25 protein-coding genes are annotated in these 22154 nt (G+C 60.1%); 16 read left to right on the plus strand and 9 right to left on the minus strand.

Features of this window, described 5'->3' with window-relative positions:
- Nucleotides 1-130: 130 nt before the first annotated feature.
- Both purM and purN read left to right on the plus strand, forming a co-directional pair.
- Nucleotides 131-1207, plus strand: a complete 1077-nt coding sequence (purM, locus tag GF108_RS09315) for a phosphoribosylformylglycinamidine cyclo-ligase (RefSeq protein ID WP_153667735.1) — start codon at nt 131-133, stop codon at nt 1205-1207.
- Between the two features lie 8 nt (nt 1208-1215).
- A complete protein-coding gene (purN, locus tag GF108_RS09320; RefSeq protein WP_153667736.1) occupies nt 1216-1827 on the plus strand; it encodes a phosphoribosylglycinamide formyltransferase in 612 nt (203 codons plus the stop codon).
- A 36-nt stretch (nt 1828-1863) separates the two neighbouring features.
- Here purN and GF108_RS09325 read toward each other — a convergent pair whose 3' ends face one another.
- Together GF108_RS09325 and GF108_RS09330 are read right to left on the minus strand one after the other, a co-directional pair.
- On the minus strand, nt 1864-2172 hold the full coding sequence (locus GF108_RS09325) for an addiction module antidote protein (protein ID WP_370462148.1): 309 nt from the start codon (nt 2170-2172) through the stop codon (nt 1864-1866).
- A gap of 117 nt (nt 2173-2289) precedes the next feature.
- Nucleotides 2290-4395, minus strand: a complete 2106-nt coding sequence (locus tag GF108_RS09330; protein WP_153667737.1) for a molybdopterin oxidoreductase family protein — start codon at nt 4393-4395, stop codon at nt 2290-2292.
- A gap of 128 nt (nt 4396-4523) precedes the next feature.
- On the opposite strand from GF108_RS09330, the gene GF108_RS09335 reads away from it, so the two are divergent.
- Complete coding sequence (locus GF108_RS09335) at nt 4524-5168, plus strand: glutathione S-transferase family protein (protein WP_153667738.1); 645 nt, start codon at nt 4524-4526, stop codon at nt 5166-5168.
- 1 nt (nt 5169) lies between these two features.
- Here the strand turns inward: GF108_RS09335 and GF108_RS09340 are convergent, their stop codons facing one another.
- On the minus strand, nt 5170-6012 hold the full coding sequence (locus GF108_RS09340) for an EamA family transporter (RefSeq protein ID WP_153667739.1): 843 nt from the start codon (nt 6010-6012) through the stop codon (nt 5170-5172).
- 266 nt (nt 6013-6278) lie between these two features.
- Here GF108_RS09340 and GF108_RS09345 point away from each other — a divergent pair, with 266 nt between their 5' ends.
- The 4 genes from GF108_RS09345 to GF108_RS09360 all read left to right on the plus strand — a co-directional run bounded on the left by GF108_RS09345 (nt 6279) and on the right by GF108_RS09360 (nt 9069).
- Nucleotides 6279-7139: a 23S rRNA (adenine(2030)-N(6))-methyltransferase RlmJ gene (locus GF108_RS09345; RefSeq protein WP_153667740.1), complete on the plus strand. Its 861-nt coding sequence runs from the start codon at nt 6279-6281 to the stop codon at nt 7137-7139.
- Between the two features lie 53 nt (nt 7140-7192).
- Nucleotides 7193-7630, plus strand: coding sequence for a hypothetical protein (locus GF108_RS09350; protein WP_153667741.1), 438 nt, complete (start codon nt 7193-7195; stop codon nt 7628-7630).
- 22 nt (nt 7631-7652) lie between these two features.
- A complete protein-coding gene (locus GF108_RS09355; RefSeq protein WP_153667742.1) occupies nt 7653-8399 on the plus strand; it encodes a ribonuclease in 747 nt (248 codons plus the stop codon).
- 73 nt (nt 8400-8472) lie between these two features.
- Nucleotides 8473-9069 (plus strand): glutathione S-transferase, encoded by a 597-nt coding sequence (locus tag GF108_RS09360; RefSeq protein ID WP_370462115.1) that lies wholly within the window; start codon nt 8473-8475, stop codon nt 9067-9069.
- 55 nt (nt 9070-9124) lie between these two features.
- Here GF108_RS09360 and GF108_RS09365 read toward each other — a convergent pair whose 3' ends face one another.
- The gene (locus GF108_RS09365; protein WP_027229778.1) at nt 9125-9769 is read right to left on the minus strand and encodes an outer membrane protein; all 645 of its coding nucleotides are present in this window, start codon (nt 9767-9769) and stop codon (nt 9125-9127) included.
- Between the two features lie 491 nt (nt 9770-10260).
- Between GF108_RS09365 and GF108_RS09370 the strand changes: the two genes are divergently transcribed.
- The 6 genes from GF108_RS09370 (at nt 10261) to GF108_RS09395 (ending at nt 14980) form a co-directional block, all read left to right on the plus strand.
- The gene (locus GF108_RS09370; protein ID WP_153667743.1) at nt 10261-11028 is read left to right on the plus strand and encodes an SDR family oxidoreductase; all 768 of its coding nucleotides are present in this window, start codon (nt 10261-10263) and stop codon (nt 11026-11028) included.
- A 62-nt stretch (nt 11029-11090) separates the two neighbouring features.
- Nucleotides 11091-13121: an excinuclease ABC subunit UvrC gene (gene uvrC, locus GF108_RS09375; protein ID WP_370462149.1), complete on the plus strand. Its 2031-nt coding sequence runs from the start codon at nt 11091-11093 to the stop codon at nt 13119-13121.
- A 98-nt stretch (nt 13122-13219) separates the two neighbouring features.
- Complete coding sequence (gene pgsA, locus GF108_RS09380) at nt 13220-13804, plus strand: CDP-diacylglycerol--glycerol-3-phosphate 3-phosphatidyltransferase (RefSeq protein ID WP_027229781.1); 585 nt, start codon at nt 13220-13222, stop codon at nt 13802-13804.
- Between the two features lie 12 nt (nt 13805-13816).
- Complete coding sequence (gene moaD, locus GF108_RS09385; protein ID WP_153667745.1) at nt 13817-14071, plus strand: molybdopterin converting factor subunit 1; 255 nt, start codon at nt 13817-13819, stop codon at nt 14069-14071.
- Nucleotide 14072: 1 nt separating this feature from the next.
- Nucleotides 14073-14552 carry a molybdenum cofactor biosynthesis protein MoaE gene (locus GF108_RS09390; RefSeq protein ID WP_153667746.1) on the plus strand — a complete coding sequence of 160 codons (480 nt, stop codon included), beginning with the start codon at nt 14073-14075 and terminating at the stop codon, nt 14550-14552.
- Entirely contained in the window at nt 14549-14980 is a 432-nt protein-coding gene (locus GF108_RS09395) for an META domain-containing protein (RefSeq protein WP_091919046.1), read from the plus strand. Before GF108_RS09390 ends, GF108_RS09395 begins: the two co-directional genes overlap by 4 nt.
- 59 nt (nt 14981-15039) lie before the next feature.
- Here GF108_RS09395 and ndk read toward each other — a convergent pair whose 3' ends face one another.
- Complete coding sequence (gene ndk / locus GF108_RS09400) at nt 15040-15462, minus strand: nucleoside-diphosphate kinase (protein WP_027229784.1); 423 nt, start codon at nt 15460-15462, stop codon at nt 15040-15042.
- A 223-nt stretch (nt 15463-15685) separates the two neighbouring features.
- On the opposite strand from ndk, the gene GF108_RS09405 reads away from it, so the two are divergent.
- On the plus strand, nt 15686-16198 hold the full coding sequence (locus GF108_RS09405) for a DinB family protein (RefSeq protein WP_153667747.1): 513 nt from the start codon (nt 15686-15688) through the stop codon (nt 16196-16198).
- Nucleotides 16199-16279: 81 nt separating this feature from the next.
- Entirely contained in the window at nt 16280-18184 is a 1905-nt protein-coding gene (locus tag GF108_RS09410; RefSeq protein WP_153667748.1) for an ABC-F family ATP-binding cassette domain-containing protein, read from the plus strand.
- Nucleotides 18185-18191: 7 nt separating this feature from the next.
- Here the strand turns inward: GF108_RS09410 and GF108_RS09415 are convergent, their stop codons facing one another.
- Complete coding sequence (locus tag GF108_RS09415; protein WP_153667749.1) at nt 18192-18854, minus strand: GNAT family N-acetyltransferase; 663 nt, start codon at nt 18852-18854, stop codon at nt 18192-18194.
- A gap of 7 nt (nt 18855-18861) precedes the next feature.
- Nucleotides 18862-20304, minus strand: a complete 1443-nt coding sequence (locus tag GF108_RS09420) for an MFS transporter (RefSeq protein WP_370462116.1) — start codon at nt 20302-20304, stop codon at nt 18862-18864.
- A gap of 86 nt (nt 20305-20390) precedes the next feature.
- Here GF108_RS09420 and GF108_RS09425 point away from each other — a divergent pair, with 86 nt between their 5' ends.
- Nucleotides 20391-21044 (plus strand): metalloregulator ArsR/SmtB family transcription factor, encoded by a 654-nt coding sequence (locus tag GF108_RS09425; protein WP_153667751.1) that lies wholly within the window; start codon nt 20391-20393, stop codon nt 21042-21044.
- On the opposite strand, the gene GF108_RS09430 is transcribed toward GF108_RS09425, so the two are convergent.
- Both GF108_RS09430 and GF108_RS09435 read right to left on the minus strand, forming a co-directional pair.
- Nucleotides 21023-21562, minus strand: a complete 540-nt coding sequence (locus GF108_RS09430) for a GNAT family N-acetyltransferase (protein WP_172982603.1) — start codon at nt 21560-21562, stop codon at nt 21023-21025. The two genes, GF108_RS09425 and GF108_RS09430, sit on opposite strands and share 22 nt — an antisense overlap.
- The gene (locus GF108_RS09435) at nt 21562-22149 is read right to left on the minus strand and encodes a hypothetical protein (RefSeq protein WP_153667753.1); all 588 of its coding nucleotides are present in this window, start codon (nt 22147-22149) and stop codon (nt 21562-21564) included. The genes GF108_RS09430 and GF108_RS09435 overlap by 1 nt, the downstream gene beginning before the upstream one ends.
- Nucleotides 22150-22154: the final 5 nt, after the last annotated feature.

Here is a 22154-nt window from a genome sequence, read left to right on the forward strand (position 1 = left end):
GAACGCTGACGCTCAAGTGCTCGCGCAGGGCAAAGTGTCAATAAGTGGCGTTTTCTCCGCCGCTGCCGGCATAAGTTCTTGCAGCCACGCGTAAGTCGTGCCATTTCGCCATCAAAATCCGGAGCTGACGATGAGTGACAACAACCAAGCCGGCAAGAATGGCCTCACCTATGCGCAGGCAGGCGTCGACATCGATGCCGGCAATCTGCTCGTCGAAAAGATCAAGCCGATCGTGCGCTCGACGCGGCGGCCCGGCGCCGACGGTGAAATCGGCGGCTTCGGCGGCCTTTTTGACCTCAGGGCGGCAGGTTTCACCGATCCGGTCCTGGTGGCGGCCAATGACGGCGTCGGCACCAAATTGAAGATTGCCATCGATGCCGGTGTCCACGACACGGTCGGCATCGATCTCGTTGCCATGTGCGTCAACGATCTCGTCGTCCAAGGCGCCGAGCCGCTTTTCTTTCTTGACTACTTCGCCACCGGCAAGCTCGACCCCGATCAGGGCGCCGCGATCGTAAGCGGCATCGCCGAAGGTTGCCTGCAGGCCGGCTGCGCACTTATCGGCGGTGAAACGGCGGAAATGCCGGGCATGTACCGCGACGGCGACTATGACCTCGCTGGATTTGCCGTCGGCGCGGCCGAGCGCAACGAACTGCTGCCGTCCGGCGACATTGTCGAAGGCGATGTCATTCTCGGACTTGCCTCTTCGGGCGTTCATTCCAACGGCTTTTCGCTGGTGCGCCGCATCGTCGAACTTTCCGGGCTCGGCTGGGATGACAATGCACCGTTCAAATCCGGTACGCCGCTTGGCGAAGCATTGCTGACGCCGACGCGCATTTATGTAAAGCCGCTCCTTGCAGCCATTCGCGAAACAAAGGCGATCAAGGCGCTCGCCCATATTACCGGCGGCGGCTTTCCGGACAATATACCCCGCGTGCTGCCGAAGCACTTGACCGCTAGCATCGATCTTTCCGCGATCAAGGTTCCGTCCGTATTCTCCTGGCTCGCCAGCACCGGCGGCGTCGAGCGCGATGAAATGCTGCGCACCTTCAATTGCGGGATCGGCATGATCGCAGTCGTAGCGCCTGAGAACGTCGACGTCGTACTCGCCGCATTGAAATCACAGGGCGAAGATGCGGTGCGCCTCGGGACCATGGTGGCCGGGGCCGATCGGGGCGTCGTCTACCAGGGTAAGCTGGCGCTGTGAGCGCCGGAATGCAGAAAAAGCGGGTGGCGATCCTGATTTCCGGGCGCGGCTCCAATATGAGCGCGCTTATCGAAGCGGCAAAGGTGCCCAACTATCCGGCGGAAGTCGTTGTCGTCATCGCCAACAAGGCCGATGCCGCCGGGCTTGCGGCAGCGCGCGCCGAAGGGATCCAAGCGATCGCCATCCCGCATCGCGATTTTACCTCCAAGGCTGAACACGAGGCGGCCGTCTCCGCCGCGCTCCATGCCGCAAACGCCGATATTGTCTGCCTTGCCGGCTATATGCGGCTGATCTCGCCGGAATTCGTCAGGCACTGGGAAGGCCGGATGCTCAACATCCACCCTTCCCTGCTCCCGCTGTTCAGAGGGCTTCACACCCACGAACAGGTGCTCGCATCCGGCATGCGCGTGCATGGCTGCACCGTGCATTTCGTCACCGAAGGCATGGATGAGGGTCCGGCCATCGCCCAGACCGCAGTTGCCGTAAAGACCGGCGACACGCCGGCGACCTTGGCGGAGCGCGTTCTATCCGTCGAGCACGAAACCTATGCTCGTGCGCTTGCGCTGGTTGCCAGCGGCAAGGCCACGATGCACGAAGGGCGCACCGTTTTCAGCGACTAGGCGCGGCTTTTCCGCAAGGGATTCCCTCTCAGCCGCTTAAGCGGCGTCCTGTTCATCCTTCGAGGTTCGAACAAAGGATAGACGGAACCCCAGTGCTTGGGCGACTTTCGCTATGGTTGCAAGTTCCGGATTTCCGTCGCCGCTCAAGGCCTTATATATCGCTTGACGACTGAGGCCGGTCGTGCGCGAAAGTTCCGTAATTCCTCGAGCCCTTGCGATGACGCCCAGCGCTCTTGCGATTTCCGAAGGATCACCATCCGCACAAGTCGCTGACAAATATTCTTCGATGACGTCTTCGGAATCGAGATGGTCAGCAGGATCATATTGGCTCAGTTTGATCACGATTTCGACTCTCGTTGCCCACTTGGACCGTCAAAATAGATGCTGTAAACCATAGTTGTCAGAATGAGCAATTGAAATTAGTTATGCAAAACGAAAGTACACGCAGCGAGCGCGGCCGGTTCAGGCCAGCCGCACCCAGATTTTGTTGTCGTGAAAAGCCGCGCCGCCATTGGGAGCCGGTGAATCGGCGCCGGTCAGCACGTTGATGCCCTCGCCGCGTTCAAAGGCGGAATTGGCGAAGATGCCTTCCGAGATGACGACGCCGCGCTTCGTCCGCGCTTCGACGCGAGCGTGCAGAATGACTTCGCCGCGTTCGTTGCCGATCTCGACGCGCGCGCCATCGATAATGCCGAGCACCGCAGCGTCTTCCGGATGAATCAGAAGTTCGGGACGCTGTTCCTTGGCGGTCGAGGTCGGCGTTTCAGAAAAAGTCGAATTGAGGAAGTTGTGCGCCGGCGATGTCGCCAGCCGGAACGGGTGCTTTTCATCGGCCACCTCGATCGCTTCCCAATAATCCGGAAATGCCGGCAGCGTGCCGTAAGGCCCCTGCAGCCCCATGGATTGCGGCGGACGGTTGGGCGACGGGCCGTTCACCCAATCCGGCCTGAAGCGATACTTGCCGTCCGGCCAGGCAAAGCCCTTTTCATAATGCGCGGTCTCGAAGTCGGGCTGGATGTCGAGCCAGCGCATGGCCTTGAGTGCGTCGAAGCCCGGCAGATTGCTCGCTGCCATCATATTGTCGATGAGAGTCTTTGCGTCGAGATCAAAGCCCGGCAGGTGCGCGACGCCGAGTCGCTTGGCGAGTTCGTTGATCACGAAAAGATTGGGGCGCGTCTCGCCGGGTCCGTCGATCAGTTTTGGACCAAGCACGATGTGCTGCTGGCCGCCGCCACGATAAATGTCGTCATGTTCCATGAACATCGTCGCTGGCAACACGACATCGGCGAGTTTGGCCGTATCGGTCATGAACTGCTCATGCACGGCCATGAAAAGGTCGTCGCGGAGCATGCCCTGCTTCACCAGCCGTTGCTCGGGCGCGACATTGGCGGGGTTCGTATTCTGCACCAGCATCGCGGTAACGGGCGGTCCGCCATAGAGCGCCGATGCATCGCCAGTCAATGCGGGGCCAATGCGGGACTGGTCGATGTGGCGGATCGAGGGATCGGCAAAGGCCCGCCCCTCGATCTCGCGCTTGTCCATACGGAAAATGCCGGAATTGGAATGGAAGCCGCCGCCGCCCTCATATTTCCAGGCGCCGGTCACGGCAGGGATCGACAGGGCCGCATGCATATTGACTGCGCCGTTGCGCTGGCGGGCAAATCCATAGCCGAGGCGGAAGAACGTCTTCTTCGTCGTGCCGACGAGACGGGCGAACTCTTCGATCTCGGCAACAGAAAGCCCGGTTATCGCCGCGGCCCATTGCGGTGTCTTATCCTGGAGATGCCGTTCAAGCCCCTTCGGATCGTCTGTATAGGCATTGAGATAGTCCCAATCGGCGAGGCCATCGCGAAAGAGCACGTGCATGACGGCACAGGCGAAGGCGCCGTCGGTGCCGGGCTTCAGCACGAGGCCGAGATCGGCCTGCCGCACCGTCGCCGTCTCGTAGATGTCGATGGCAACGATCTTTGCGCCGCGATCCTTGCGGGCGCGCACGGCATGGGTCATGACATTGACCTGTGTCGCCGCGGCATTCGTGCCCCAGATGACGACACAATCCGACTTTGCCATCTCGCGCGGATCGACGCCGCCAAGCTTGCCGGTCCCGGCGTAAAAGCCGCTCCAGGCGAGATTGGTGCAAATACTGTCGAACTGGTTGGTATATTTCTTGGCGTGGCGCAGGCGATGTATCGAGTCGCGCTGCACAAGCCCCATCGTGCCGGCGTAGTAATAGGGCAACACGGTTTCCGAGCCGTACTTTGCCTCGGCCTTGAGGAACCGTTCGGCGACGAGGTCGAGCGCAGCATCCCAGCTCGCCTCCTTCCACAGCCCCTCGCCTTTGGCGCCAGCACGAATTATCGGCTTCAAAAGCCGCTCCGGATGGTGGATGCGCTCGGCATAGCGGGCGACCTTGGCGCAGATGACGCCGGCCGTATAGGTATTTTCCTTGGCGCCGCGCACCCGCCCGATATGGCCCGTGTCGAGAACCTCCACATCGAGCGCGCAGGTCGACGGGCAGTCGTGGGGGCATGCGGAATGGCCGGTGCGAAGAAGGACAGCTTTGTTCATGTCCGATCCATAGCGCAAAATCACATCGGCACAAATGCCGCTTTTTGTCTTGGTGACAAGCTTGACCGCGCCCCATCATCATTGTTAGTTAAGCAACTACTTTAGTAATGATCAGAGCGGAGGAAGAAATGTCGCTGACGCTGTATTTTCACCCCTTGTCATCCTTCTGCCAGAAGGTTCTGACGGCCCTCTACGAGAAGGGCATCACCTTCGAAAAGCACATCGTCAATTTCATGGATGCAGCGGAAAACGCACGCTTCACCGAGATTTGGCCGATCCGCCAATTTCCAGTGCTTCGCGATACGGCACGCGGCAGGATAATCCCGGAATCGAGCCTGATTATCGAATATCTCGACCAGCATTATCCAGGCATGCAACTATTGCCGGAGGATCGCGAGGAAGCTTTCGAGGCGCGCAGACTTGACCGGTTCTTCGATCTCCACGTGCAGGTACCGATGCAAAAGACCGTGACGGACAAGCTTCGCCCCGAGGGCCAGAATGACAGTTTCGGCGTCGAGGAGGCAAAAGCGAAGCTCAACACAGCCTACGGCGTGCTTGAAAAGGAACTCGGCGGCAAAACCTGGGCGACGGGCGAGCGTTATACAATGGCCGATTGCGCGGCCTCGCCGGCACTGTTCTATGCCAACCTGTCCGTGCCGTTCGGCGCCGAATATCCGGGTGTGTCGGCCTATCTCGGCAGGCTGATGCAGCGCACATCTTTCGCGCGCGCCGTGGAGGAAGCAAGACCTTATTTCAATATGCGGCCCGAATAGGTCAGGCGAGCCGCATGACTGCCGCGCCGGCCGCGATCAACGCCACGGCGGCAATACGTTTCGGTCCAACGCGCTCGTGGAGCACCAGTGCGGAAATTGCAACGGCGAAAAGGATGGAGGTCTCGCGCAATGCCGCGACCGTTGCCACGGGCGCCATCGTCATCGCCCAGAGCGCGAGGCCGTAGGAGCCGAGCGTTCCGACGCCGCCGATGGTGGCAAGGCGTATGCGCCTGATAAAATGCGGCCAGAGTTCGCCGCGCCGCATGACCACGGTCCACAAGAAGAGCGGCACAGCATTGAGGACGAAAACCCACATCGTATAGGAGGCTGGGGCGCCGGAATGGCGCACGCCGATGCCGTCGATGAGCGTATAGGTGGCGATCACGAAGGCATTCACGAGCGCAAACATCGTCGCGGCGCGGTTGGCGGAAGCCCGCCGCCTCGCCTCCAGCGCTAGAGCAAGGACGCCGCCGCAAATAAGCGCGATGCCTGCCCATTTCTGCACCGAAAGCACCTCGCCGATGAGCGGCCCGCTGGCTATCGCCACGATAAGCGGCGCCGTGCCGCGCATGATCGGATAGGCCTGGCTCATATCGCCGCTGCGATAGGCAGCCGCGACGAGGATGAGGTAGATCACCTGCGCGACGCCCGACGCGGCGAGAAACGGCCAGCTCTCCCGCGCCGGCGGCGGCAGAAATGGCAGGCAGATTGCCGCGATGAGGCCTGCCGACGTGACAACGACGACCGTGTTGAGAAATTTGTCGCCTTCGGATTTGACGACGGCATTCCAGCTCGCGTGCATGAACGCGGCAAAAAGTACAATGAGAATGACGGTCCCGGACATGTTGCTAACCCGTAGCACGCCAGCGATACGAGTGTGCCCTGCGGCCCTATAGGACAGATTTATGACATTTGGCAAATTGGTTGCTTGAAAGCACAGGTTCAGGGAAATTGAAAGTTTGCATTCGGCCTTTTTCTGAGTCCTCGGGAACGAGCCGGGAATGACGGCAGCGGTGGATGACGGCAGCGATGGGTGCTCGCAGCATCAAAATGAGGCAACGGTCACACCGGATACTTGCGAGCGCCGGGACATCGTGAAACAAGCAGCGCATGAACTATCGCCACGCCTATCACGCCGGCAACTTCGCGGATGTGGTCAAGCACATCATCCTGACGCGGCTGGTGCTCTACCTGCAGCGCAAGGAACAGGCGTTTCGCGTCATCGATACCCATGCGGGGATCGGTCGCTACGACCTTAAGGGTGTCGAGGCAGGCAAGACCAATGAATGGCAGAACGGCATTGGCAGGCTGCTGGAGGCAAAGTTCGATCCCGACGTCGCCGCGCTCTTGTCTCCCTATCTCGACATCGTTCGGGCCGAAAATACCGATGGAACAATGCGGCACTATCCCGGTTCGCCGCTCATCGTGCGCCACTTGCTGCGGCGCCAGGATCGGCTTTCCGCCCTCGAACTTCATCCCCGGGATGCGGAGCAGCTCGGCGACCTCTTTGCCGGCGACGTGCAGGTGCGCGTAACCCAGCTCGACGGCTGGCTGGCCATGGGCGCGCATCTGCCGCCGAAGGAAAAGCGCGGCCTCGTCCTCGTCGATCCGCCATTCGAGGTTGCGGGCGAGTTCGACCGGCTGGTTGACAGCCTTGCCAAGGCACACAAGCGCTTTTCCGGTGGAACCTTTGCGCTGTGGTACCCGGTCAAGGACCGCCAGGAAGTCAGGCGTTTCGCGGAAGCGCTGCGCGATACCGGCATTCCCAAGATCCTGCGCACGGAGCTTATGATTCGCGCGCCGTCAGCCGAGCCGCGGCTCGACGGCACCGGCATGATCATCGTCAACCCGCCTTTCACGCTGGAGGCGGAACTGCGCATTCTCTTCCCGGCGTTGTCAAAAATCCTCACTGAGGAAAAAAATGCAGGCTTTACAGTCGATTGGGTACGCGGGGAACAAGTTGACCCTTGACCGGAAGCAACTGCTGGTCGAAATTGCGGCAAAGATTAGTGGAGAGTACATTCATGGCACGCCTATCACCCCTCCTTGCGGTTGGCTTTGCGGTCAGCGTCGTATTGTCCTCAGGGATCCAGGTTAGGGCAGCGGACTACGTTCAGGGCGGCTACGACGATACCTGCGGCCAGGCAAGTGTGCTCAACCGCATCGTGAACCGGTTCGCCTATCAGGTGCGGCACGTGCCCAACCTGCCGCAGGTAGGCATACAGAATTTCAGCGATGTTCGCATGACGCGCTTTGAGCCGAGTCGCGAGCCCGAACTTGCCGCCGTCGAGCGCCACTATTGCAAGGCGACCGCGCATCTCAGCGATGGCGTCCAGCGCCCGGTCTGGTACGTGGTCGAAGACGGCATGGGCTTTGTCGGCATCGGCAATAATGTCGAGTTCTGCGTGGCCGGGTTCGATCGCTGGCACGTCTATGACGGCCAGTGCCGCACGCTGTACTGAGCCGCCGACCCCCCGCTAGGTGATGCCGATCGGCAAATGGGCCGGCTACGCGCTGTTTGCGGCACTGCTCGCGATTTCAGTTCTCACCTATCTGCGCGAACAGAATGCGCCGGAAATCACCGGTGCGGCGCCGGTCCCCGAAATCTCGGAGGACGCGCTAAGATCCACCCCCACGGATGCAAAGTCAGTCGCCATAGGTTCGGGGTTCGATTTCTATGTCCTTGCCCTCTCCTGGTCGCCGAGCTACTGCGCGGCGGAGGGCGCGAAGGCCAACCGGCAGCAATGCAGTTCCGGCCGCCCCTACGGCTTCGTGGTGCACGGCCTTTGGCCGCAATATGAACAAGGCTATCCCGAGGATTGCGACACTAACGGGCCACGCGATGTGCCTTACTCATTAGCAAAGCAGATTTCGGACATCATGCCTTCTGTCGGGCTCGTCACGTACGAATGGCGCAAGCATGGCGCTTGCAGTGGCCTCAGCCAGCAGGATTATTTCGCCGTGATGCGCCGGGCGGTGGATCGGGTGTCGATCCCCGGTGCATATCGCCAGCCGACCGCGCGCCCGCAAGTCAATCCGCTGGTTATCGAACAGGCATTCATATCCACCAATCCCGGCATGCCGAAAGCGGGCGTCGCCGTGACATGCGACCGTGACTATCTTCGCGAAGTGCGCATCTGCCTGACCAAGGATCTGAATTTCCGGGCGTGCCCTGAGGTTGACCGCTCGAGTTGCCGGCAACGCGCCGTCGCAATGCCCGCTGCCCAATAATCGGGACCGCTTTGCGAAAACGCTCGCGGCGTTTACGTTTCACCATCGAATCGCAACACGCTGGAGCGTCATCGTGACGAAAGTTCTCTATTCCCCCGCCTCGCCCTATAGCACCAAGGTTCGCATGGCCGCGCTTTATTCCGGCGTGCCGATCGACAGCGTACTCGTCGACAGCAATGCCGAGCCGGCCGAACTGATCGACGCCAATCCGCTCGGCAAGATTCCGACGCTCATCCTCGATGATGGCAAGGCGATCTTCGACAGCCGGGTGATCACGCAATATCTCAACCGCCTGTCCGGCAACAAGCTTTTCCCCCGCAACGCGGAAAAGCGCCTTGAGGCCGAACAACTTGAATCCATCGCCGACGGGCTTTGCGATGTACTGCTCGCGCATGTCTATGAAAGACGGTTTCATCCGGAGGAGAAAATTCATCAGCCATGGCTCGATCGCCAATGGGGCAAGGCGGTGCGCGTGCTGGATCACCTCAACGCCGCGCCGCCGCGCCTCGGAAAGAAGATCCATGGCGGGCATATCGCGCTCGCAGCAGCCCTCGCCTATGCAAGCCTGCGCTTCGACTGCAAATGGGAAAAGGGCCGCTCCAAATTGAAGCGCTGGCAGAAGCGCTTCGAGGAGTTGCACCCCGAACTTGCGGCGCTGCTGCCGAAATAGCACAAAAAAAGGGTCGGACAGTTGCCTGTCCGACCCCTTTCTTCATCCGGCTGGCTTAAAACTTGTAACCAACGCCAACCCGGACTTCGTTTGTGGTCAGCTTGCTCGAAACGTCGCTGAGGCCACCAAGATCGTAGTCCTTGCGTCCGAAATCGTTGTAGCGATATTCGACGCGGCCAACGATGTTGTTGGTGATCTTGGCTTCGGCGCCCGCACCGACCGTCCAGCCGAGCAGCGTATTGGAATCGCTGCCGGTATCGGCCGAAAGCTTGCTGTTCGTCACGGCAAGACCGCCGGTGCCATAAAGCAGCACGGGGTCAAGGGCGATACCGGCACGGGCACGTACCGAGCCTTCTACGCCCTGCTTGGCCTTGATGCCGTTGCGGGTTTCATCGCCGCCGGAATAGCCAAGATCGGCTTCACCACCGTATACGAACTGGCCGTTCTGGAAGTTGTAACCACCATAAGCACCACCTTTGAAACCGTCGGCATTGATTTTGCCGTCATCGGTCTTGTGCTTGTTCCAGCCGTAGCCGCCATAGGCACCGAGATAAGCGCCTGACCAGTCGGATGCGACAGGCGCTGCTTCGACGGGAGCCGGCGCTGGCGGCTGTTCCATGACAGCGTCGGCGGCAAATACGGGAGCGGAGAGCATCAGCACAGCTGCCGACGCGAGGAAGGTTGTTTTAAGAGTGCGCATGGCAATCTCCTTTTTTTAAACTCTTTTACACGGAGCGGGCACTGGTCGGGGGGAAAACCATGGATTGCGTCCGCTTAACGAGGCGGACATTCGCGCCGCATTGTGGCGGCACTTGCGCGGCAGTGTGATAAGAAACCGACCAGATCGTGGCCGAAATGCGATGTGCTTTTTGCGCAACATTCTGCATTGCGGCCAAACTCAATAGTATGTCAGTCTAGCTGTGAAAGAATCATTCACAAACATTTGATAATAAACAAAACTATCTAGTTTGGAATGGTTAAATTCCGATTAGAATACTTAATATTTACTTAATATTTGCACAGATTAACAGAGAGACATTGCCACGATCAAACAACGCAACTTTCCGCGGGCAAGCCATAGCGAAAGAACACCGTTCGACTGCTTCTGTTCACTGCTGACCTTTCACCCTCGCGCTTTTCGTCGTCGAACCCTATATTCGGACCTGAATCACAGCATGGATGGAGTGAACCTTGAAGATTGACCGAACCGTTGCTCTCGTAACCGGCGGCGCGAAACGGATCGGCAAGGCGATTGTCGAGGACCTGGCAGCGCATGGCTTTGCCGTAGCCATTCATGGCCATAACGGCCTTGATAAAGCGCGCGACCTGCTTCGTTCAATCGAGGCGCAAGGGGGCAAGGGCTGCGTGGTGAAAGCCGATCTTAGCGACAGCGACGCAGTTCGCCGGCTGATCGGCGATGTTGGAACCGCGCTTGGCCCGGTGCAACTCCTCGTCAATAACGCTTCGGTGTTTCACGCGGACGGCATCGGCGATCTCGGCAATGACGAGATCTGGGATGGCCATTTCGCGGTGCATGTCAAAGCGCCGGTGCTGCTCGCCGACGCCATGGCCGCAGCCCTCCCACCGGAAGCGGAGGGATTGATTGTCAACATGATCGACCAGCGCGTCCTGAAGCTGATGCCGACGTTTACATCCTACACATTGTCGAAGGCGGCACTGTGGGCCGCGACGCAAACGCTGGCGCAAGCGCTGGCGCCGCGCATTCGCGTCAATGGCATCGGCCCAGGCCCTACCCTGCCGAGCTCCCGCCAGGATACCGCCGCGTTCGACAAGCAGGTTCACGCGCTCCTGTTGCAACGCGGCCCCGATCTGTCAGAATTTGGCCGCACAATCCGCTACCTCTGGGAGACCCGCTCGATCACAGGGCAGATGATCGCCCTTGACGGCGGACAGCATCTGGCGTGGGAAACGCCCGATGTTTCAGGAATTATTGAATGAGCGACCCAGCCAATCAGAACCAGAAGAACGAGCTTCACGCAGACAATACCAACGATGACGACATCATTCTTGGCGTCGACGAGGAAGACGAGCCCGTCGAGGAAAGCAATGAGCCCGTCCGCGACGTCGCTGCACTGATCAGCGCGATCGAATGGGATACGAGCGTCGTTTCCGAAGGCTCGAGCGGCCCCGATGTGATTGCGGACCTCGTCAAGCGGCTTCCCAACAAGCCCGGCGTCTATCGCATGTTCAATACAAGCGGCGACGTTCTCTATGTCGGCAAGGCACACAGCCTGAAGAAGCGCGTTTCGAACTATGCGCGCGGACAGGGCCACAATAACCGCATCTCCCGGATGATCCGCGAGACGGTCAAAATGGAGTTCGTCGTCACGCGCACCGAAACGGAGGCGCTTCTCCTTGAAGCGAATCTGATCAAGCGCTTACGGCCGCGTTTTAACGTGCTGATGCGCGACGACAAGTCCTTCCCCTACATCCTGCTCACCGCCCCGAAGCGCAGCGAAAAATGGCTGGCGCCAGGCATCTTCAAGCATCGCGGCGCGCGCTCGAGCAAGGGCGATTATTTTGGCCCCTTCGCTTCGGCGGGAGCGGTAGGACGCACGATCAATGCGTTGCAGCGCGCCTTCCTTTTGCGCACCTGCACCGATTCCTTCTATGAGAACCGCAGCCGGCCGTGCCTGCTCTATCAGATCAAGCGCTGCTCGGGCCCGTGCACGGGAGAGGTCAGCGAAGGCGACTACGACGAACTCGTACGTGAAACGAAGGCGTTCCTCTCGGGCAAGAGCCAGGCGGTCAAGACCCACCTTTCCGACGCGATGCGCGAGGCTTCGGCCGAACTCGACTTCGAACGCGCCGCGATCTATCGGGACCGCCTCTCGGCTCTCTCGCACGTGCAATCGCATTCCGGCATCAATCCGCAATCCGTCGAGGAAGCCGACGTTTTCGCTATCTACCAGGATGGCGGCGTGACCTGCATTCAGGTGTTTTTCTTCCGCACCGGACAGAACTGGGGCAACCGAGCCTATTATCCCAAGGCAGACTCTTCGCTGTCCGCCGCAGAGGTTCTCGGCGCGTTCCTTGCGCAGTTCTATGACGACAAGCCATGCCCCGCCTTGATCATGCTGTCGGAAATAGTCGAAGACCAGGAACTGCTTTGCGCTGCCCTCACCGCAAAATCGGACCGCAAGGTCTCGATCACCGTGCCGCAGCGCGGCGAAAAGAGGGATCTGGTCGAACATGCCTTGAGCAATGCGCGCGAGGCGCTGGGACGGCAACTCGCGGAGACCTCGTCGCAATCGCGCCTGCTCAAGGGCGTCGCCGATACGTTCGGGTTGGAAAAGACGCCGCGTCGCATCGAGGTCTACGATAACTCGCACATCATGGGAACCAACGCGATCGGCGCGATGATCGTCGCCGGGCCGCAGGGCTTCGTCAAAAACCAGTATCGCAAGTTCAATATCCGCTCGACCGAGATTACCCCGGGCGATGATTTCGGCATGATGCGTGAAGTCATCGAACGGCGATTCAGCCGACTGGTCAAGGAGCACGGAACGCCCGAGAGCCGGGATGCGCCTTCCGAGGACCTTGAGGTCGATGAATTTGAGGAAGATACCGATGCCTTCCCCGCCTGGCCGGACATCATCCTGATCGACGGCGGACAGGGGCAGATGAGCGCGGTGCGCGGCATCCTCAACGAGATGGGCATCGCTGACAAGGTGACCGCTATCGGCGTTGCCAAGGGTGTCGACCGCGATGCCGGGCGCGAGCGGTTCTTCATGGAAGGCAAGCCGTCGTTCACGCTGCCGCCGCGCGACCCGGTTCTCTATTTCCTGCAGCGCCTGCGCGACGAGGCACACCGTTTTGCCATCGGCACCCACCGGGCCAAGCGCAAGAAGGAAATGGTCAAGAATCCGCTCGACGAGATCGCCGGTATCGGTCCGTCGCGCAAACGCGCGCTCCTGCATCAATTCGGCACGGCAAAGGCAGTTTCACGCGCCGCTGTCGAAGATTTGATGAAGGTCGACGGCATATCTGAAGCGATGGCGATTACAATTCGCGACCATTTCCGTACATAGCTGATTTTCGGACATAAATGCGCCTGACTTCTTATTGATTGGCTTGACGTTTGACGGTCGAGCCACTTTGATCGGCACTGATTTGATTGGTTGGAAACATGCCCAGAAACAACGCCTACTCACTGCCGAACCTGTTGACCTATGCCCGTATCATCGCGGTTCCCCTCGTCGTCATTTGCTTCTTCCTCGAAGGCAGGCTGCAATCGAGCGACGCTGCGCGCTGGGGCGCGCTGGCCATATTCCTGATCGCCAGCATTACCGACTTTTTCGATGGTTATCTCGCCCGTATCTGGCAACAGACCTCAACAATCGGGCGTATGCTCGATCCCATCGCCGATAAATTGCTGGTTTCCGCCGTCCTCCTCCTTCTCGCTGCTGACGGGACCATAGCAGGCTGGAGCCTTTGGGCGGCCATCATCATCCTTTGCCGGGAAATTCTTGTTTCGGGCCTGCGCGAATATCTTGCCGAACTCAAGGTCAGCGTGCCGGTCAGCCGGCTGGCGAAATGGAAGACGACGATCCAGATGATCGCGATCGCGTTTTTGCTGACCGGCCCGGCCGGCGACAAGATCGTGCCGATCGTGACTATAACCGGCATTATTCTATTGTGGATTGCCGCGCTCATTACGCTGTACACTGGCTGGGACTATTTCCGCGCCGGCCTGAAACACGTCGTGGATTAGAAAGGTTTCGATATGACCAAGCTCGTCTATTTCGCATGGGTACGCGAGCGGATCGGCAAAGGCGAGGAAGAGCTCGAACTTGCTCCATCGATCGTGACCGTCGGCGACCTTCTCGCGCATCTGAAGCAACGCGGCGACGAATATGAGGCCGCATTCGAATATCCAGAGGTCATCCGTGTCGCTATCGACCAGGAGCATGTCGAGCACGACGCGCAGATCCAGGGTGCGCGCGAAATCGCCCTTTTCCCGCCGATGACCGGGGGATGAAATGGGTTCGGTCCAGCCCCTCGTCCGGATTCAGGGTGAGGATTTCGATACAGCCTCCGAGATTGCCCGCCTGACCGAAAACCGCCGCGGCATAGGCGCCGTCGTCACATTCAGCGGCCTTTGCCGCGACGAGGCAGGAACGCTCGCCGCGCTCGAGATCGAGCATTATCCCGGTATGGCCGAAGCCGAGATCACCCGCATTGCCGACGATGCCCTGACGCGCTGGAGCCTGGACGGGCTGACGGTCATCCATCGCTACGGCTTCATCAAGCCCGGCGAAAACATCGTCCTCGTGGTTGCGGCCTCGGCGCATCGGCAGGCGGCTTTCGAAGCCGCGTCGTTCCTTATGGACTACCTAAAAAATGCCGCACCTTTCTGGAAAAAACAGCATCTCGTCGGCAGGGATGGCGAGAACAGCTGGGTGGAAGCCAAGGCAACGGACAAGGAAGCGCTAAAGCGCTGGCAGAAGAAAACCAAATGAACCGGATAGCAATCGGATCGCTCGTCATCGGCTTCATTGCCGCCGTCGTACTTCTTGGATTGTCGCTGACAGCGCGCAGTGCGGAAGCCGCCAGGCAATTGACCGACATCAACTGGGTTGCGGAAGATCTCAATGGCGGCGGCGTCATAGATTATGCGCAGACGACGCTGCTCATCGGGCCGTCGGGCGCCGCGAGCGGCTCGGGAGGTTGCAATCGTTTCGCAACGACTGCAACGATCAACGGGGCAAAGATCAGCTTCAAACCCGCTGCGGCGACGCGCATGATGTGCGCGCCTGCCGTGATGGACCAGGAGCAGAAATTCTTTGCGGTCCTGGAAGAGGCGCGGACCTATTCGGTCGAGGCCGCTACGGGAAAGCTCTTTCTCTACGACAAGGACGGCAAGATCGTCGCCCGCCTGTCGCGATAGACCTCCAGAAGCAAAAAGCCGGGCACTTGGCCCGGCTTTTTCAATTCGATTATCAAGGATCAACCGACGATTTCGGTGCCCGAGAACCAGTAGGAGATTTCCTCGGCAGCGGTTTCGGGAGCATCCGAGCCGTGCACCGAGTTCTCGCCGATCGACAGGGCGAACAGCTTGCGGATCGTGCCTTCGTCGGCATTAGCCGGGTTGGTCGCGCCCATGATTTCACGGTTGCGGGCAATCGCGTTCTCGCCTTCGAGAACCTGAACGATCGTTGGGCCCGAGGACATGAACTCCACGAGCTCGCCGAAGAACGGGCGTTCCTTGTGAACGGCGTAGAAGCCTTCGGCCTCGCGGCGGCTCATCCAAACGCGCTTCGAAGCAACGACACGAAGGCCGGCCTCTTCGAACTTCTGGATAATGGCACCGGTGAGATTACGACGCGTCGCGTCGGGCTTGATCATCGAGAAAGTGCGTTCAATCGCCATGGGAGTAAACCTTGTCATGAAGGAAATTGGTGGCGACCCTATAGCGGCAGGCAGTGCTTTTGCCAAGGGCTCGCCGCGATAAAGGCGAAAGGGGCCAAACTCATCGCTGCCTGCCATGCTCGGGCGCGCCCATCCTTGGCGCAGAATAAAATCGCGTGGAAAGATGGCATCGTTTGGATAATGTGTCAGCAGGACTGACTCTTATCGGCGGAACGTCAACGTCATGGAACAGCATTTTCGCATGTTCGCAGCCTATAACCGCTGGGCGAACGAGCGGCTATACGCGATAGCGGCCGAACTCGACGACGAGGAGTATCGCCGCGATATGCGCGCTTTCTTTGCGTCGATCCATGGGACGCTCAACCATCTTCTCGTCACCGACCGCATCTGGCTTTTCAGGTTCAGCGGTGAAGGCGAAGCGCCGAAGGCCCTCGATGCGATCCTCTTCGAGACGTTCGAGGATCTCAGGATTGCGCGCGAAAAGGAAGACGTCCGCATCATCGACTGGGTCAGCAGCCTGGATGCAGCGGCCATCGGCGGTCGCTTCACCTATACTACCGTGAGCGACATGCGCACGATCAGCCAAAGGCTTGCCCCGGCGCTGGCGCATCTGTTCAACCACCAGACGCATCATCGCGGCCAGGCGCATGCCATTCTGACGGCGCTCGGCAAGGCCGCTCCATCCTTCGATCTGATCCAGTTTCAGCGAACGGAAGAAGGTCGCCCCTACGCCTGACGGCATTTTCCGGTCCGTTCGGAACATATCTGCAACAGGAGCGGCTTGCGAAATCGGCATTTCCCGTGCAAAAGCGCGGCCATGCTTATTCTCGACAATATATCCGTGCGCATGGCCGGCCGCTTGCTGATCGATCACGCCAGCCTCAACCTGCCTTCGGGCACGAAGGCTGGACTGGTCGGACGCAACGGCGCCGGCAAGTCGACGCTGTTCAAGGTGATCACCGGCGAGCTCCACGCCGAGACGGGCGATTTCTCGCTGCCGAAGAACGTGCGCATCGGCCAGGTGGCGCAGGAAGCGCCGGGTACCGAAGACTCGCTGATCGAGATCGTGCTTGCCGCCGATACTGAGCGCAGCGCCCTCCTGGCGGAAGCCGAGAGCGCAACGGACCCGCATCGCATCGCCGATATTCATATAAGGCTAGCCGATATCGATGCGCATTCGGCGGAAGCGCGCGCCGGCGCGATCCTTTCGGGTCTCGGCTTCGACGCGGAGGCGCAGAAGCGGCCGGCCTCCTCTTTCTCGGGCGGCTGGCGCATGCGCGTTGCGCTGGCGTCAGTGCTGTTCGCCGAACCCGATCTTCTGCTCCTTGACGAGCCGACCAACTATCTCGACCTCGAAGGCACGCTCTGGCTCGAAGATTATGTGCGCCGCTATCCGCATACTGTCATCCTCATCAGCCATGACCGCGACCTTTTGAATTCCTCGGTCAACGCGATCATCCATCTCGACCAGACCAAGCTGACGCTGTGGCAGGGCAATTATGACCAGTTCGAGCGCCTGCGCAGCGAAGCGCTGGAATTGCAGCAAAAGCAGCGCACCAAGCAGGAAGCCCAGCGCAAGCACATGGAATCCTTCGTCGAGCGCTTCCGGGCCAAGGCATCCAAGGCAAAGCAGGCCCAATCGCGCCTGAAGGCGTTGCAGAAGCTGAAGCCCATTGCCGCGGTCATCGAGGACCATGTCCGGCCGTTCCATTTTCCCGAGTCGGAAAAGGTCGTGGCATCGCCGATCATCGCCATCGAGAACGGCGAAGTCGGCTACACGCCCGGCAAGCCGGTGTTGCGGCACCTGAATCTGCGTATCGACGCCGATGACCGCATCGCCCTCCTTGGCTCGAACGGCAACGGCAAGTCGACGCTGGCAAAGCTCATCGGCGGCCGCCTGCCCTTGCAGAGCGGCCGCATGACCGTTGCGCCCAATCTCAAGATCTCTTTCTTCGCCCAGCACCAGCTCGATGATCTGGTGCCGGAAGACAATGCGATCGAGCATGTGCGCAAACTGATGCCGGATGCGCCCGAAGCAAAGGTACGCGCGCGCGTTGCGCAGATGGGTCTTGCGACCGTCAAGATGAACACTGCGGCAAAGGACCTTTCCGGCGGTGAGAAGGCGCGCCTCCTGATGGGCCTTGCGACCTTCCACGGTCCGAACCTGCTCATCCTCGACGAGCCGACCAACCATCTGGACATCGATAGCCGCGAGGCGCTGATGTATGCGCTCAACGATTTCAACGGCGCGGTCATCCTTATCGCCCACGACCGCCACCTGATCGAGGCAACGATGGACAGGCTCTGGCTCGTGCGTGACGGCGGGGTTGCGCCCTATGATGGCGATCTCGACGCTTATCGCGCACTCGTGCTTGCCGATGCAAAGGCGGAACGCTCCGGTAGCGGCAAAGCGGCCGTCGATGAAGGGCAGAAGCTTACCAAGGCCGAGCAACGCAAGCTCGCGGCGCAGCGGCGCGAAGCGTTGAAACCCCTGCAGAAGAAGATTCATGAGGCGGAGGCACAGGTTCAGCGCTTCCAGAAGAAGATCGACACGCTGCAGGCGCAGCTCGCCGATCCGGTCATCTATTCGCGCGAGCCTGCCAAGGCGACGCAGATCGGCAAGGAGATCGGCTATGCCAAGACTTCGCTCGCCCGCGCCGAAGAGGAATGGCTGACGCTATCGGGCGAGTATGAGGAAGCGATGGCGGAACTGGCGCAGTGATCTGCGTCTAGGCTTCGGGCGGGATCAGCACGGTCGTATAGGGCGAGTGCAATTGCCAGCCCAGCGTCTGATAGAGCGCGCGTCCATCCGGCGTTGCAACGAGAGCAGCATGGCGAATGCCGTTCTCGTGCGAAAGACGCTCCAGCTGCTTCATAAGCGCACGGCCGAGCCCGCGGCGGCGGTGGTTTTCATGGGTGCGGATGCGGTCATAGACGGCGAGTTCGCCGGGAAATGCGATGCGCCCGGTCGCAGCGATCTCACCGCCCCCGTCCAGAATATTGAGAAGCGTTATGCTTGCGCCAAGCTCCTCGCGGGAAAAGGAATATCCGTCCGGCAGCGACGCATCTTGCCCGACCATTTCTCCGGAAAGCAGCATCATGTATCCCGGCGGCCCGATGTGCCATCGGCGCGGCAGATTTAACCCGACCGTTTTCGCGGGCGCGCAAACCTTCAGGAAGACGAAAGGCTCGCGGATGGCTTCAGCGTGCTCCAGGACATGGTCGGAATATGCAGGAAACAAGTGCCGCCGCTTCTGGTCGGGCAAGCCGACCTCGATGCGGTAAGCGCCATGCTCGAAAACGGGCGCCGCCACCTGCCGTGTCACCGCCCATCCTTTCGCCCAAATCCCGACAATCGCCGGATCGGCTTTCAAATCATCTTCATTCACCATGCGCTATCTATAGCGGCTTGTGCAATTCGATCGCCAGCGGATTTTTCTTGCGAAGCGGCAGGGCAAAGCCCGCGATCATGGCGCCGAGGCCAATGATCGCCGAGACCGTGAATATGGTGATCGTCGCATCGCGTAGGGCATCGGGCGTCGTCGCGTCGGGGTAACCGGCGGCATTGGCGGTAAGACCCGCCACCGCTGCACCGATCGCATAGCCCGCCGACTGCAAGGTCGGCAGCAGCGCCGAGGCGCGGTCACGCTCACCGCTGCGGGCAGCCTCCATGACGTTCTGGCTCAGAAAACCCCAGCTTACGCCAAAGCCGGTGCCAATGCTCATCTGGCCGAGCATCACGACGAGCGGAATATCCAGCGAGAAGCCGAGGACAATGACGGCGAGGCCAGCAACCAGCAGGGCAGGTCCAAGCCGGATCAGGAACGCGCGGCGAGACGGACTCTGTATATTAGCTACTAGGATCGCGCAGGTGCTCCAGGCAATGGCAAAGGTCGCGCTGAAGGCACCTGCCTTGGTCGGACCGTAGGACCAGAGGTCCTGCAGCGTCATCACGAGGTAGACGGAAGTCGATGCCTGTGCCACCGGCATCAGCAGGACGACCCAGAGGCCGATACCGACCGTCGAATTCAAAGCGAAGGCGTCCGAGGGAAAGAGCGGCGTATGGCTGCGGCGGTCGAGGACGATAACGCAGATGAGCACCAGGGCGGCCGCTGCAACGAACATGACCTCAAGCCCGAGATTGTTGGCGATGCCGGCAAGAGCAACGAGCATGATGCCAGTACCGATCGCCGCGAGGCGAAAGATCGGCACAGAAGGGCGCGATACTTCACCGGAAAATTTCGGCACGATGCGCAGAACAAGGGCGATGAAGATCAGCCCAAGCGGAACGTTAACGAGGAAGGCGGCGCGCCAGGAGAAATGCTCGGTCAAAAGCCCGGATGCCAGCGGGCCGCCAAAGGCCGCAGTGGCCCAGACCAGGGCCTCGGCACCAAAAACCTTGGCGACCAGCCGCGACGGGAAGAGTTCGGGAATGAGCGCATAGCAGATGGCAGCAATGATGCCCTCGCCCAGTCCCTGCAAGGCGCGGCCCAGGAGCACCTCCGGCATTGAAGACGCAAAGGCGGCGATGAGCGTGCCGAGCAGAAAGATCAGCCCTGAGCCGACGAGTGTCGTACGCGCGCCGAACCTTCCCTTCAAAAGCGCGCCGCTGGCGCCGCCGACAATGGACAGCACCAGATAAAGTGTGAAGGCCCAGGATATCAGTTCCAGACCGCCGATTTCGCGAACAGCGGTCGGCAGCGATGTCGAAACGAGGAAACCGTTGAAGGCAAAGAGCGCAACGCCGAGGCAGAGCGTCGTCGTTGCCGCCGAGTAGCGCGGATCAAGCAGTTCCGACCAGCCGGCGTCGCCGGCATTTTCCTTTACTTCCGACATGGGCATTCCTCATTTAATAAGTTTTATGTTTTTATATTCCCTGCAATTAAATAAGCAATAGCTTTTTTAATTTTTTTCGATAAGCTCGAGACATGCAGGACCGTACGACACACCGCATGCTGTATTCACTGAAAGTGGCTGGTCCGCAGACCGCCGCCGCCCTCGCCGACCGACTGGATATTACCGCCGTCGCTGTCCGTCAAATGCTCGGGCGACTGCAGGAGGGCGGCCTTGTCGCCTTTGAAGACAGCCGCGAAAGCGTCGGACGGCCCAAGCGCTTCTGGCATCTGACCGATGCCGGCAATGCGCAATTCCCCGACAATCATGCCGGTCTTACCGCCGATCTCTTGGCCTCGGTTTCATCCGTGTTCGGCGAAGCGGGCCTTGACCGGCTGATCTCGCACCGAGAACAGGCGACCTTGAGCCAGTACCGGGCGGCACTCGACCCAATTTACTCTATCGAAGGGAAAGTCGAGCAGCTCGCCGAAATCCGCTCGGCGGAGGGCTACATGGCGGAAGCCAGGCACGACCCCAATGGCGACCTGGTGCTCATCGAGAATCACTGTCCGATCTGTGTTGCGGCCAAGGCCTGCCAAAAACTGTGCAGATCGGAGCTCGAGGTGTTTCAGGCCGCGCTTGGGCCCGATGTCAGCGTCGAAAGGTTCGAGCACATCCTCAAGGGCGCTCGCCGCTGCGCCTACCGGATCAGGCCGACGGGCGAGGGTCAATTGGCGATGAAGCTATAGAGCATCGGGCTCATATAGGTGGTCCCTGTTCGCCAGTAGTCGCGCAATGGACCGCCCTCGCATTCAAAACCGAGCTTGGTCACCAGCCGGATCGAAGGGGCATTATCCGGATGAATGATCGCAGCGATGCGCCTTGTCTTGAGGTTTTCGATGCAGTGCGCCACCAGTCCCTGCACGGCTTCGCGCATCAGTCCGCGCCCATGCCAATTTGCGTTGAGGATATAGCCGATCTCCAGGCGATGATTGCGCGCTTCGCGATGGTGATAATTGACCATGCCGATGCATTCATCGGTTTTGGCATCGGCGACAGCCCAGGCAAGCGCGTCATAGGGCGATGTCGTCTTCGCAAGAATGCGCACCCAGCGCCGCGTCTCGTCGATGTCCTCGCAGGCGACGAAATCCCAGTAGCGCATGAGGCGTTCATTGCCGAGGCAAGCGTGGAGACCGCGGTCGTCGCGGGCCTCGAACTGCCGCAAGCGCAGCCGTTTCGTCGTAATTATCGGAAACGACCGGTCCATCACCGGCCCCATTTCGGCGGCGTCGGCACTTTTTCAACGGATTTGCGGCGGCGCGACCGGATAAGGCCGAAAACACCGATCGCGATCAGGGCGACACCGCCCGACACGATGCGCCAATCGATGGCCCGTGCACCGCGACGCAGGATCAGATCGACCCCGGCGACCTCGAGCCCGTCAAAATCGCCGGGACCGATGGTGAAGGTATAATTGCCCGATTCGACCGGATCGATATCGCCGATACTGGCGCGATAGAACTGCGGGCCCTGCGGCGAGCCCTTGTTGCCGACCCGCCCGTTCAGATAATCCAGCGTCTTGACGAGAATGTCCTTGCCGTCCCGCGTCACCACTGTCGTCAGGGCCGTGCGCCCCTGCGTCGGCACGAAATTGCGCAAGGGCTGCATGTCTACGAAAGCGCGCACCGGCGCATCTTTCGCGTCGAGGCGGACCGTAACCGGCTTGTAGGGACCGGGCCGGTCGTAGATCCGCCACGATCCGATCTCCTCACCGGAGAAATTGGTAATTGCCCAGGAATAGGCCACGCCAAGGACTATTCCGGCCAGGAGAACGAGAAACAGAATCAGCCGCATCTGAC

The organism is Phyllobacterium sp. SYP-B3895 (assembly GCF_009647635.1).
GTDB classification, from domain to species: domain Bacteria; phylum Pseudomonadota; class Alphaproteobacteria; order Rhizobiales; family Rhizobiaceae; genus Phyllobacterium; species Phyllobacterium pellucidum.